The following is a 13,333-nucleotide window of genomic DNA, read 5'->3' on the forward strand; positions in this document are numbered from 1 at the left end:
CAGCCGCGCAGACATCTCTCCCGTTACTACCGCAATGTGGTACCGGTGTAACATTTATTGATCATAAAAACAATAGGTTGCATGCCTTGGAACAGGGTATATACGGTATACGTGCGCGTACTCTCTGGACGGCGCTCCCGAAAGCGACTTTTGGCCGAAACCAAAAAAGATAAAAAAAGTCCTTTACATCCTGTTTGGAATGCCGATAAGATAAATACACGTTAATAAATGGAGCATAAGGAGGGTATTCACATGACCATATCGCCCATAACAACCGGCACCGTGACCGCCGCCTACACGGCTCCGGCGGTGCAGCAGGCCGCCAGGGCCCCGCAACAGGCGCCGAAAACCGATACGGTCACCATCTCCCCGCAAGCCCGGCAGTTAGCCAGCGACGGCGACCCGGCGGCCCTGGAAGCCCAGGAAAGCGCCACCGAAAAGGTAAGCGAATCCGCCAGGGGCAAGGCATAGGGTAGGGGGAAAAGCAGTCGCCGCGCCGCCATTATGCCGCCGAGTCAACAAAAGTTGAAAAAGTTCTTGATTATTTTTGTATGGTTTTGTAACCTGAACAAAATCGTTTTCAGAGCAGCACCGGATACACGAAAATACTAAACCATCCGCGAGGATGGGGCGGAAAGCCTACAGGGTCTCACCGAGACAGCCGGGTCGCCGAAATATCACACGATATTCGGCCCCGGCTTTTTTTGTGGCCGCAACCCGGGAAACCGGCGAAAGGAGCACGCATGGAGATGCAGGATCGGGAAGGCATGAGTCAACGTCAAGCCGTGGAAACAGCGGCACAAGGAGATCGCATGAAGATCGGCGGCAAAGCGGTATTGTTTTTCATCTTTACCCTGGCACTTGTTGCGGCATTGCAGATAGGGGGCCGGGAGTCGCGGGCCCAATCGAGTTATTTCACCAGTCAGGGCTGTTCCGGCTGCCATACGTCGGCCGCGGCCACCTGTAACGGCTGCCACGCCCACGGCACCCACTCAAGCAGCGCGAAGAGCGATATCAACGTGAAGGGCGCCACCGACGCGGCCAGCTACGCCCCCGGCGCCACCGTCACCGTGACCATCAGCGGCGGCTACCGCAGCGGCTGGGTCCGGGCGGTCCTCTACGACCAGAACCAGGTGGAGCTGGCCCGGTCCACGGGCAATGCCAGCGACATGGGGAGTTCCGCCACCCTGCCGACGACCCTGAGCGCCCCCGCGCCGGCCACGGCGGGCACCTATACCTGGAAGGTGGCGTGGTACGGCAACAGGTATGATGCAGGCTCCGCGTCTTTCGGTTCCGGCTGGACCGACGATCCCACTAACGCCGACCACGGCTACCAGACCGTGAGCACCAATTCGTTCACCGTCACCTCCCCGGCCGATACCACGCCGCCCACGGTCACGGTCTTCACCCTCCCGACCACGGCCGCGAGCCTGACCGTGCCGGTAAGCGCCCTGAGCGCCACGGACAACACGGGGGTCACCGGCTATCTGATCACCACCAGCGCCACGGCCCCGGCCGCAAGCGCTGCGGGCTGGACCGCTACCGCCCCCGCCAGCGCGACCGCCCCGGCCGCGGGCAGCGTCACCTTCCACGCCTGGGCCAAGGATGCGGCGGGTAATGTGTCGGCCGGCGTCAGCGCCAGCGTGACCATCACCCTCCCGGATACCACGCCGCCCACGGTCACGGCCTTTACCCTCCCGGCCACGGCCGCGAGCCTGACCGTGCCGGTAAGTGCCCTGAGCGCTACGGATAACACGGGGGTCACCGGCTATCTGATCACCACCAGCGCCACGGCCCCGGCCGCAAGCGCTGCGGGCTGGACCGCGACCGCCCCCGCCAGCGCGACCGCCCCGGCTGCGGGCAGCGTCACCTTCTACGCCTGGGCCAAGGATGCGGCGGGCAACGTCTCCGCGGCCAAAAGCGCCACGGTGGCCGTTTCCGCCCCTGCTGCCGCCAACCTGGTCCTGACCGTTTCCACCGTGGCCGACGGCTCGTTCACCAATAACCCGACCCTCAACGTGAGCGGCACGGTCACCGACACGGTCGCCATCCAGTCGGTCACCGTCAACGGCCAGGCCGTTACCGTGGCCGCGGACGGCTCGTTTAGCACCGTCGTCACCCTGCAGGCGGGGGCGAACACCATTGCGGTGGTTGCCCTGGACAGCGCCGGAATCCAGAAGAGCGACACCCGCACCGTGACCTATGATCCGACCGCCCCGGCGATCACGGTCTCCGCCCCGGCCGACAACAGCACCACGGCGGTGCAGCTCGTGACCGTGACCGGCTCCGTGAGCGAGACCTCCACGGTTGCCGTGGCCGTCAACAGCGACGCCCCCCAGGCCGCCACCATCAGCGGCACCACCTACACCACCTCCGTCAACCTGGCCGAAGGGGTCAACACCATCACCGTCACCGCCACGGATCAGGCGGGCAACAGTTCCAGCGTCAAGCGGACCGTGACCTACAGCGCCCCCACCGGGACCGATCTCAACCTGGCGATCACCTATCCGAGCCAGGATACGGTCACCAGCCACCAGCGCATCTACCTGCGGGGCAAGGTCGCCGATCCCCAGGGACAGGTGGCGGTCACCGTCGCCGTGGACGGCGCCACCTACACCCCCGAGGTGGAGAACGGCTGGTTCCAGCAGCGGCTTACCTTCACCGCCGCCAAAAAGTACACCATCACCGTCACCGCCACGGATCAGGCGGGCAACAGCGGCAGCGCCGTGCGCAACGTGATCTACCGGCCGCTGAAGGCGAACGGCAGGAAACAGCACCACGACGACTGATCCCACCGGTCGTACGTACACAAAAAGGGCGCCCGTTCAGGAGCGCCCTTTTTTTATTCCCGCCGCGTCCGCCGCATTTTCCCCGGTTGCAACGGAAATATAAATAAGGTTATAACGTATAAACAGAAAGCTAAAACGTGTAAGCAGTTCACTTGACAGTCATTATATTTGTGTATACTTGTATGCTGCATACACCGGAACGAGCAAAAACCGGTTTGGGGCTCTTACGGAATATCGCCGATCATCGACCGATTCGAGGGGAGGATTATGAGTTTCTTCAGCAACTTGCGCCTGGTGACCAAGTTTACCCTGGTGGGGGGCGTGGCCTCGGCCCTGCTTATCGCCGCAATAGTCTGCTATGTTGTGGGGATGAGGATGGATTCGAAGCTTTTCGACGAATACCGCAACCGTTATGCCGCGATGAACCTTCAGGTGGAGCAGCTTTATGCACAGGGGTTTCAGACGGAGCAGGCGACCCGCAATATAATCATCAGCCCGACGGACCGGAAGGCTCTGGATAATTTCAAAAAGGCCGTGGCGGATTACGACGATTTGTTCGGGAAGCTGTCGAATCTCGCCGGGGGGACCGCCCTGGCCCCGCAGCTCAAGTCCGCGCGCGCCCTCTGGGATGAGGGCATAATCCTCAAGCGCCAGGTTATCGAACTGGCCACCCAGGGGAACATCGCCGAGGCAACGGCCCTCCTCAAGGAGCGGGAAACCCCGAAGTGGCGGGAATACAAAGCGGCAAGCCACACGATAGCGGCGGATCTGGAGAAACTCAGCGCGGAGAAGATTAAGGAGATCGACGCGGCCCGCTCGAAAACGCTTGCCGTCATTGTGGCCATCCTCGCGGCGGCGGCCTTGTTGGTTTCCGCCGGGATGGTGCTCATTGCGCGCGGCCTCGACAGACGCCTTCAAGGCATCCTCGGCAATCTGTACGATGTGGCCCACGGGGAGGGGGACCTCACCAGCCGCGTTGCCGTGACCTCGCGGGACGAACTGGGGCGGATGGCCGAACTGTTCAACGAGGCCTGGGACAAGCTGGAGAGGATAAGCAAAGAGGTCATGGAGCAGGCCACGTGCGTGGAGGCCTACGGCGGGCAGCTCGGCATAGAATCGGAACGGATCAGCAGGGGCTCCCGGCTGATAGCGCTGCAATCCACGGCGGTGGCGACGGCAAGCGAGGAGATGTCGGCAACCGCCGGAGACATCGCCCACAGTTGCACCGTGGCGGCCGAGGCGGCGGCGAGCGCCAACCAGTCGGCGGCGGACAGCACGGCCATACTCATGCAGTCCGTAAACGCCATGAATTCCATATCGGGCAAGGTGCACGAAGCGGCCCGGACGGTGACGGCGCTGGGGAGCCGCTCGGACCAGATCGGCGCCATCGTCGGGACCATCGAGGATATCGCCGACCAGACCAACCTGCTGGCATTGAACGCGGCCATCGAGGCGGCCCGCGCCGGGGAGCAGGGGCGCGGCTTCGCGGTCGTGGCCGACGAGGTGAGGGCGCTTGCCGAGCGCACGACGCGAGCCACCAAAGAAATCGCCGAGATGATCAAGAACATCCAGCTGGAAACCAAACAGGCCGTGTCGATCATGGAGGAAGGGGCCTCGGAGGTGGAAAAGGGGATTGCCGAATCGGCCCGTTCCCGGGAAGCGCTGGATACGATCCTGGACCGGATCTCCTCGCTCACCATGCAGGTGAGCCAGATAGCGACCGCCGCGGAGGAACAAAGCGCCACCACGGGCGAGATCGTCGGCAATATCGGCGCCATCACCTGTTCCGTGGAAAACTTCGACCGCACGACGCAGCATATGAACAGCAAGGTCGAACAACTGCAAAGCGCTTCGGAAGGGCTCAAGAAGACGGCGGCCACATTCAAGGTCAACGAAAGCCCGCTCTTGATCCTGGATACGGCAAAATCCGACCATGTCGCGTTTGTCAACCGCATCGTGAAGTGCATCGACAACCGGGAGAAGATCCAGGCGTCATCGCTGCCCGACCATAAAAACTGCCGCTTCGGCAAGTGGTATTTCAGCACCGGGCAGAAACTGTGCGGCTCCTCCAGGAGTTTCAGGATCATGGACGAGCCGCACGAGCGGATTCACCGTATCGCCAGGGAGGCGGTGGAGTTGCACAACAGGGGCATGAGCGAAGAGGCCGAGCGTTTGCTGGAACAGGTCGAGGACATTTCCGTCGAAATAGTCGAACACCTGGAGAATGTCAAAAACGAGTCCAAGGTCGCTTATGCCTGAAAACCGTTAGCCCCGGTCGATACGGAGCGTTCAAGGCGGAAGTGGGGCCCCCGGCATACGGCGAATCGCCCCATGCCGGGGGCCGTCTCTTTGGCGCCCGGTCATCCGCTCCAGCTTTCCGGGGTACCGTGACCCGTGCAGCTCGATCTCCGCGGCGGCTCCGTCGATCCGGCAGATGGCGGTCGAGGGGAGGGGGTAGGGGAGGCCCTCAACGTCTCCGTTCAAGGTCGTCGATACGGTCCAACAACTCCATGACCAGGGCCACGGCATCGAAGTTGAGGCCGAGGTCGCGCTTGAGGCGCAGGGCTTTCCGGGCCCTGACCACGGCGCTCCGGTCGAACAGAAGGGTGCTCCCCGCCGCCAGCGGTTCGATGAGGCCGATGGAGAAGAGCCGCTTCGCCACCGACAGGTGGCATTCGCACAACCTGCTCAATTCGTTGATGGTGATTCCCGGCATGGAGACCAGCTCGTGCCGTCTGCTGATGATGATTTCATACTGTTGTGCAGTCATAGCGGTCCTCGGTCACGTCCGCGGGTCGAAATGCGATTCTTTGGCCAATTCCTCGAAAAGATGCCGTTCCCTGGCCGAGAGGTGCTTCGGCACCACCATACGCACATGCACCAGCAGATCCCCGTGGCCGCCGGAGGCGACGGGCATTCCCTTGCCCCGCACCCGTAAGGCCTGGCCGCTTTGGGTGCCGGCCGGCACGGTGAGATTGATCCGCCCGTCCATGGTCGGCACCGGCACCTTGGCTCCCAGCGCCGCCTCCCAGGGGGAGATGTCGACCGTGGTGGCCAGGTCGTGGCCGCTCAGGGTGAAATGCTTGTCGGGCTGGATTCCGACCCTGAGGAACAGGTCGCCCGCATCCGCGCCGCCGCTGCCGCTGCCGCCCTGCCCGGCAAGCCGGACCAGGGAGCCGTCGGTCACGCCGGGCGGGATGGCGACGTCATAGCTGCGCCTGGTCCTGACCGGCTTGCCGCTCTTGTCCACTTCCACCCGTTCGAGTTCGATGCTTTTCCGGGCGCCGTGATAGGCGTCGGCCAGCGTGATGGTGATGGCGGTTTCATGGTCGCGGCCCCGCCGTCTCCTGACGCCGCCGTCCGCCGCTTCGCTCTCGTCGCCGAAATGCCATCCGCCGCCGAACAGGTTCTGGAAGAAATCGCTGAACTGGCCCGGATCGGCGCTGGAAAAATGGAACCGGACGTCGTCGCCCCCCTGCTGCCCCCGTCCGGCGAACTGCGCTTCCCGGTCGGTGCCGAAACGGTCGTACCTGCCCCGTTTTTCCGGGTCGCCCAACACCTCGTAGGCTTCGTTGATCTGTTTGAACTTTTCCTCGGCGGAGCTGTCCTTGTTGATGTCGGGATGATACTTGCGGGCCAGCTTGCGGTATGCCCGCTGCACCTCTTCCTGGGTCGCCGTCCTGCTTACGCCGAGGGTGGCATAGTAATCCTGGTACGTTGCCATGATCTTCTCTCTCGCCGGATACTAAAACTCTTTATCGTCCTTCATGAAGTAAAGCATACCACGCCCCACTGCCGCCGCAAGAGCGGGCCCGCGGGCAATCCCCGGCAGCGCCCCGAAACCGGCGAGGGCCGCAGCGGGCGGCCCTCGAAACATCCCGGATCGTTGTTCGGGAGACCGGCGCCCGTCGGGCGCCGGTTCGGGGCGGTCGCCGCCTCCGCAGCCCCCGCTCTCAACCGACCTGGACGGAGATCCGCTTCGGTTTGGCCGCTTCGGCCTTGGGTATCCGCAGGGTCAGGATGCCGTTCGCATAGTCGGCATGGGCCTTTTCCTGGTCCAGGCTCTCGGGAATGGTAAACTGGCGGTAGTAATTGGCCAGCTCGAACTCCCGGTAGGCCGAGGCGCCGGGCACATTGTGCCGTGCCGGGGCGCTGATGGTCAGGATGCCCTTTTCCACGTTGATATCCAGCGACTCTTTCGCCGCGCCCGGAATATCCGCGGTCAGGACCAGGCCTTCCGCGTCCTCGATGATGTTCACCGCCGGGCGGATATAGCGCTCATTGGACCGCGTCTCTTCGCGGGCCTGCACGTTCTGTTCGTCGTTTCTTTCCGTAAGGCTGTTGGCTGCCATGATTGCTTGCCTCCTTTCCGTATCGGTCCGTTTGAAATCACGAAAGTTTGATATCGATCTTTTTGGGTTTGGCATGTTCGGCCTTGGCCAGGGTGATCAGCATGATGCCGTCCTTGCATTGGGCCGTGATCCTTTCGGGGTCGATGTCCACCGGCAGTTCGATGGTGCGGGAGAACTTGCCGGAGCCCAGCTCGGTGCGGTGCACGACCTGCCCCTCCTTCTCCGCGAACGGCTTGCGCTCCCCGCCGATGGTCACCGTGTTCCGCAGCACGGACAGGTCCACATCCTTCGGATCGACGCCGGGAATCAACGCCTCGACATAGACATGCCCCTCATCCTCGCTGAAATTGACCAGGGGGAAGCGCCGGGTCGTCACCGGCGAAAGGAATGTGGGACCGAACGGCCGGCTCAAGCCCGCGCCACGGAACGCTTCGTCGATCTCCCTTCTCAGACTGTCCAACTCCTTGAATACATCCCAGGTTGCCATGTGAATTACCTCCTTTCGACACGTGATTTTCTGAGCAAAAAATAAGTACGCATTTTTTGCGTGTCAAGGGGGGAGGACCACCAAAATTTGCTCCATGATAGTGGCAGGTTACCGCCTTCGGCCGCTGGCGGCGGGGCCGGATTTTCCGAAGGATGGCGCGGCTGGTTTAGGTTGATATTTTTAACACACTGATTTTATTGTTGAAAATTTGTTGTTGCGGAGGTAGAAGGGAGCTTGAGAAATTTAATAGAAAAGATGGCTCAAATGAGTCTCCAAAAGTTGAATACGTTGCCTCCACCCGCATACCGTTAGACAAATACACGACGGAGAACATATGGAAAATACAGGAACGAGTTCCATCGGACATAGCAAACAGATGTACTGGGTTTTTATCTGCGCGGTGATCGTCGGCCTGTATTTGACGACTAAGGTAAACTATCTGCTGTTCCACAGCATTATTGAATTATTCAGCATCGTTATTGCCTCTACCGTTTTTATCATTACCTGGAACTCGGTACGGTATATCAAGAACCCCTATCTCATTACTGTCGGCATATCATGTATTTTTGTCGCAGCATTGGATTTGCTGCATACGCTTTCCTATAAGGGGATGCCGATATTTACTGATTATGATTATTACGCGAATCAACTGTGGATAGCAGCCAGATATCTTGAAAGCATAACGATGCTATCGGCGTTCATTCTTCTGAAAAAGGGTAAAAATATAAATTATAATAGTATATTCATGGGATATTTGTGTATTACGGGTCTGTTGATAGCAAGTATATTTTATTGGAAGATATTTCCTGTCTGTTTTGTGGAAGGACAGGGATTGACCGAGTTCAAAATATATAGCGAATATATCATCTGTGCCATACTTGTGGCCAGTATTGCTGTTCTTATGAAGAATAAGATGTATTTTACCGGTAAAGTCTACAAGTATATCCTGCTATCCATACTCTATACGATTGTCTCTGAAGTGGCGTTTACTTTTTATAGTGATAACTATGGAATATCCAATCTCGTCGGTCATTATTTAAAGTTCTTTGCCTTTTTAATGACGTACCATGCGATTGTGACAACAGGGATAGAAGATCCTTATCGACTGATATTTAATGAATTGAGTGAAACGAACGGGGCTCTCAATAAGGAAATCGAGTTGAGAAAGGGAGCGCAGTCGGACCTTGAAGACGTTATTCTGTCGTTGAAAAATGCACTGGACGAAATCCGAACGCTGAAAGGCATCATTCCGATATGCAGTTTTTGCAAGAAAATACGTAAGGACGAAAAAAGTTGGCAGCAACTGGAAACGTACCTATCCGAACATTCCGAAGCCCAGTTCAGCCATGGAGTCTGCCCCGACTGTTATGATGAACAGATGCGGGAAATACGGGAACAGGCAGCACATAAGCCGCACCGGGAGCACTAGGCCGCCCCGTGCCTCAGGCGGTCCCCTGCCCGGACGGCGCGAAGAGCGGGTAGAAGGCCAAATCCGTGCGCAGCAGGTGGCCGACCACCACCTCATTGACCAGGAAGTCGATCAGCTCGCCGGCCGAGACCCCGCTTTTGTCCGCCTGAAGCCGCAGTTTGAGAGCGTGCTCCACCAGCAGGCGGTGCTGCTCGGCATGTTCGTCCACGTCTTCGTAGGCGTGGCGGCGCAGGATTTCCTCCTCCTGGGTGAAGTGATCCGCCGCGTGCGACAGAAGCCCGTCGAACGCCTCGTTGAACCGTTCCGGGTCCGCATCCCGAATGATCGCGCGGGTGAACAGGGTGTTGACCAGCCGGAACAGTTTGCGGTGATCTTCGTCTATGGCCGGCTCGCCGCAGGCATAGGACTGTTTCCAGGCCAATTGGATCAAGGGCTGGTCTTCGGCCGTCCCGTCGCCCTTTCGGGGGGATGCTTGGACGCTGGGGGCGACCAGTTCGACCCGGTTGCGCCCGCCGTTCTTGGCGCGGTAGAGCGCGTCGTCGGCCATGCGCACCAGCTCCGCCGCCTCCAGCCGCTCGTCCGGGATCACGACCGCGACGCCGATGCTGATGCTGACATGTCCCAGGTCCGTCTGTTCGTGGGAAATGGCCAGCCCTTCGATCTGTTTGCGCATGGATTCGGCCAGGTACAGCGCGCTCGCGGTATCGGTGTCGGCGGCGATGACGACGAATTCCTCGCCACCGTAGCGCGCGGCCAGATCGCTTACCCGCCGGGCTCCCGCCCGCAGGACCTGGGCGACGCTCCTCAGGCATTCGTCGCCCGCCTGATGGCCGTACCGGTCGTTGTATTCCTTGAAATGATCGACGTCGAGCAGGAGCAGCGCCAGCGGTTGTCCGGTCCTGGCGGCGCGCGCCCATTCGGTGTCGAGGGTTTCGTCGAAACAGCGCCGGTTGGCCAGGTCGGTCAGCGCGTCCTGGAGGGTCATGGCTTCCAGTTGCCAGTTCTTGGCGACGAGTTCCGCACTCAGCCGTTCCAGTTGTTCCGTCTGTTTTTGCAGGCTTTTCTCGCTCTGCTGCAAGGCCGTCACATTATTGCAAAGCTTGCGTGAGCCGAACCAGAGCGTTCCCAGCCCCAGTATCCAGATCAGGCCGTGGCCGGCCATCCCGCCGATCACTCGCGGGCGGTTGGCCTCCATGATATCGCTGATCGGTACGGTCACCCCCATCCCGCCGCGAATATCCCCCACATGGTAGCCCTGGCGGCTATGGCAGTTCAGACAGCTTTTTTCCGTAACAAACACCCGCATCAGGCGCATGTAGACGCGCCCGTTAATCGTCTGGATCTCGCTGACCTCCCTGGCTCCCCGCTCAAAGCTGCGCAGCGCTTTTTCCTCCCAGGGGTCCGGGCGGTTTTCAGGGTTGAGCGGGTTGAGGCTGACCAGATGGCCGTATCCCCCGGCCTCGTTTTTGCCATTGGTCTCGAAGACCTTTCGCAGCAGATAGGTGGCGTTGACCAGGGTGAGCGGTTTGCCCGAAGGGGTGGTGATGTCGCGCTCCGGCACATGGCCGAGCAAAGGGTTGGGCGGCAGGGACGGGGAGACGGGCACATAGACGCCCCCCTGTTTGGAGACCCACTGACGGTAGAGGACGTCGCGTTCGAAGGCGACCACCGCCTTGGATTTGCTGACCGCCAGCAGTTGTTGTTCGTTCAGCCGGTAGTACCACGCGAAGGAGCCGGCAATCGCCGCCGTCCATGCCAGCGCCACGATCAATGCGTATCGGCGCACAGGTCTCACCTGATTGCCGGACTGTTTTCGTTGTGTTGCGGAATCGTCCATGCCGCACCTGCCTGAAATGTGAAGAATGCCCCCGTGGCAATGCCCATCCCGGAGAGGAAATTAGAGGATTGTAAGACCATCCGCTCCATATCTCAAGCGCGAATTCGTGGCCGGCCGGTTCAAGGGCGGCTGAAGGCGGCAGGCCGTGGCCCGCGCCGCCCGTTGTGAGGGACACGCCCGTAAAGCCCGGTGAAAATGGCGAAGCCGCTAAACACCCCGGTTCAGGTGCTTAGCGGCTTCTGTTTGTTCCGGGCGGCTCGGGTCGCTTTTGCGCCGCCCATCCTGGTTGTATCGGACGTCTTTTACGGCCTGGACGCGCCGTTGAAAGGGTTGGCTACGGTTACGCCCGTGCCGCCCACCGTGAGCGTCGCCCCTTGTGCCCCGAGGGTGCCGGTAAGCGCTCCGTTGACCACGTAGTCCAGCGAGTCGTAGAGCAGGGTGTGCGTATATCTGCTGTTATGCACGTAGGCCCCGGAATCCTTGAGCAACACGAGCAGGTTGTAGGCCGCGCCGGCCATATGCTTGCCGTTTGCGTCTGGTGCGACGCTGGTCCAATTGACTGCATACCTGCTACCGGTAGAGAGGGTCTGATCTGTTGTAGCATCCTTGAAATAATGTGGTCCGTCAATGGGGTCGAACGATATGCCGCGGGCGGCGATGGCCGCCTGGAGGGCGTCAAGCTCGGCCTTGAATTGCTGCTTGGCGCTGTCGAGGGAGGCTGCGGTAATGGCGTATGATCCCGTGTGACATGCTGCGCAGACAGCCGATGCGGTCAGGGCGCCGATGTTCGCATCGATCTTGTTGCGGCCGTTGGCGGTCGCGGCCAGGTTCGTATAGGTTACCGGCTCCATGACGTGAGAGTTTTGATTGGTGCCGTCAACCCACATATGGCACACCACGCAGGCGCCACTCTGGGTTCCAAAGCCGAGGGCGCCGTTACCAAGGGTACCGGGAGTATTGTGTTTCAAACCGGTATTGGTATAGGCGGAATGGGCCTGGAACTCGTAACCGTTCACTTCGTACATGATCGAGGCGGACGCTTTGTAGTGAGGGCTGAATGCTTCGAATTTTACCCCGTCCACACTTGTCGCATCGGCAATCACCGTACCTGAGTAAAACCCGATATGGCACCCCATGCACAGATTGGAATCGCCGGCTGCCGGCAGAGACGTCAACCCGTTGGTGGCGGTAAACGGTATGATGATCGCTCCACCGCTCACTTTGTTGCGTTTCCAGGAATAATCCTGATGGCAGGCATCACAGCGGATAACTTCCATGGTCGTATCGTTGGGGTCGGTCTTGAAGGGTTTGAGGGTCGCGGACTGGTTCCCGATGAAGGTCTTGAATCCCGTGGTGGTGTGGCACTTGAGTCCGCAGCCGCCCTTGACGCCGTTGCCGGAGTCGAACTGCCGGAATACGGGCTTGTCCGTCGAGGCATGGCCGGTCTCCGCCCACTGGCTGTGCTGCGGGGTAATGGCCGCGTGGGGGTCGTGGCACAGGCGGCAGTTGTTCTTGCTGGTCGAAGTGACGTAGGTGGCATAGGGAGCCTCGGAGGTGGGATCGGCCGGGTCGAGCAGGCTGGTCGCGTTGCCCGACGCATCAATGCCGAAATGTTTTTTCGTCATTATCTGCACTCCGTCAGCATCGACAATTTTCTCGGCAGCGGTATGGCACGTGACGCACCGGCCAGCCTGATCCGGATTGGCGTAGGGCATGGGGCCGACGCCGTTATGCTGGGAACCGCCGCCGTGGCAATCCTGGCAACCGATGTTGTCGGTGAAATGGGCGGAATCCTTAAAGGTCTCATAGAACGATACGCCGGTGACCGAACTGACGGCAGAACCGTGGCACTGGGCGCAGGCGGACTCACTGACCTTGGCTACATCGCTGGGGAGCACGCCCGCTTCTTTGCTGCTGGCGCCGCAACCGCTAAGGAACGCCGCCGTGGACAACGAAAGCAGTAACATGACACTCGACTTCTTGATCTGCATGGATTCTCCTCCTTCTTGAGATAATTACAGTGTAATAATGGCTAAAACGTCCCCGACTGGTGGCACTGCAAGCACACCTTGCCGCCGCTTTTGTCTTTGTAGTTGCCGGCCTTGAAGCCCCTCGGGTGCGGATTGGCACCGCTTCTAATCATATTGCCTGTAAGCGGGTCCGTCCTCGTCGACGAGCTGTGGCACTTTTTGCAGGTCGAGCCGTCTTCATGGCAGGTCTGGCAGGCCTGCAGATTCCGCCGTGCCTCGCGGCCATGCTCAAATCCCCAGCGCTGTTCTCCCACCGTATCCGAGACTTGGGTCCGGTGCGATACGAAACCCAGTGACTTCAGGCCGCTCTGGGGCAGTTTGCTGTGGCAGGCCGTGCAGTATTTCTGGTCGTGGCAGCGGTAGCATTGCTGCTGGTTGTCCTGGGCCTTGATCGGGTGGATCTGCAGCC

Annotated in this window: 10 protein-coding genes, 1 pseudogene and 1 riboswitch; of the genes and pseudogenes, 4 read left to right on the forward strand and 7 right to left on the reverse strand. The window is 60.2% G+C overall.

The features are described from left to right. The first annotated feature begins 252 nt into the window (after window positions 1–252). From LDN12_RS17750 to LDN12_RS17760, 3 genes are all read left to right on the forward strand, one after another. Entirely contained in the window at window positions 253–471 is a 219-nt protein-coding gene (locus LDN12_RS17750; protein ID WP_223923983.1) for a hypothetical protein, read from the forward strand. 126 nt (window positions 472–597) lie between these two features. Beyond that, window positions 598–674, forward strand: a riboswitch (cyclic di-GMP riboswitch). A gap of 69 nt (window positions 675–743) precedes the next feature. After that, entirely contained in the window at window positions 744–2,789 is a 2,046-nt protein-coding gene (locus tag LDN12_RS17755; RefSeq protein WP_223923984.1) for a hypothetical protein, read from the forward strand. A 267-nt stretch (window positions 2,790–3,056) separates the two neighbouring features. Next, on the forward strand, window positions 3,057–5,048 hold the full coding sequence (locus LDN12_RS17760; protein ID WP_223923985.1) for a methyl-accepting chemotaxis protein: 1,992 nt from the start codon (window positions 3,057–3,059) through the stop codon (window positions 5,046–5,048). Window positions 5,049–5,256: 208 nt separating this feature from the next. On the opposite strand, the gene LDN12_RS17765 is transcribed toward LDN12_RS17760, so the two are convergent. The 4 genes from LDN12_RS17765 to LDN12_RS17780 all read right to left on the reverse strand — a co-directional run bounded on the left by LDN12_RS17765 (window position 5,257) and on the right by LDN12_RS17780 (window position 7,628). Next, window positions 5,257–5,559, reverse strand: a complete 303-nt coding sequence (locus LDN12_RS17765) for a chaperone modulator CbpM (RefSeq protein ID WP_223923986.1) — start codon at window positions 5,557–5,559, stop codon at window positions 5,257–5,259. A gap of 12 nt (window positions 5,560–5,571) precedes the next feature. Next, window positions 5,572–6,513 carry a DnaJ C-terminal domain-containing protein gene (locus tag LDN12_RS17770; protein WP_223923987.1) on the reverse strand — a complete coding sequence of 314 codons (942 nt, stop codon included), beginning with the start codon at window positions 6,511–6,513 and terminating at the stop codon, window positions 5,572–5,574. Window positions 6,514–6,742: 229 nt separating this feature from the next. Further along, window positions 6,743–7,141 (reverse strand): Hsp20/alpha crystallin family protein, encoded by a 399-nt coding sequence (locus LDN12_RS17775; RefSeq protein ID WP_223923988.1) that lies wholly within the window; start codon window positions 7,139–7,141, stop codon window positions 6,743–6,745. A 37-nt stretch (window positions 7,142–7,178) separates the two neighbouring features. Continuing rightward, window positions 7,179–7,628 (reverse strand): Hsp20/alpha crystallin family protein, encoded by a 450-nt coding sequence (locus LDN12_RS17780; RefSeq protein WP_223923989.1) that lies wholly within the window; start codon window positions 7,626–7,628, stop codon window positions 7,179–7,181. A gap of 334 nt (window positions 7,629–7,962) precedes the next feature. Between LDN12_RS17780 and LDN12_RS17785 the strand changes: the two genes are divergently transcribed. Continuing rightward, the gene (locus tag LDN12_RS17785; RefSeq protein WP_223923990.1) at window positions 7,963–9,057 is read left to right on the forward strand and encodes an MASE3 domain-containing protein; all 1,095 of its coding nucleotides are present in this window, start codon (window positions 7,963–7,965) and stop codon (window positions 9,055–9,057) included. 13 nt (window positions 9,058–9,070) lie between these two features. Here LDN12_RS17785 and LDN12_RS17790 read toward each other — a convergent pair whose 3' ends face one another. The 3 genes and pseudogenes from LDN12_RS17790 to LDN12_RS17800 all read right to left on the reverse strand — a co-directional run. Beyond that, window positions 9,071–10,843, reverse strand: coding sequence for a diguanylate cyclase (locus LDN12_RS17790; RefSeq protein ID WP_223923991.1), 1,773 nt, complete (start codon window positions 10,841–10,843; stop codon window positions 9,071–9,073). Window positions 10,844–11,196: 353 nt separating this feature from the next. Further along, a complete protein-coding gene (locus LDN12_RS17795) occupies window positions 11,197–12,885 on the reverse strand; it encodes a multiheme c-type cytochrome (RefSeq protein ID WP_223923992.1) in 1,689 nt (562 codons plus the stop codon). 41 nt (window positions 12,886–12,926) lie between these two features. Next, window positions 12,927–13,333: pseudogene (locus tag LDN12_RS17800) on the reverse strand (cytochrome c3 family protein); the annotation flags it as partial.

The sequence above is a fragment of the Geobacter sp. AOG2 genome, from assembly GCF_019972295.1.
In the GTDB taxonomy this organism is placed as follows: Bacteria; Desulfobacterota; Desulfuromonadia; order Geobacterales; family Pseudopelobacteraceae; genus Oryzomonas.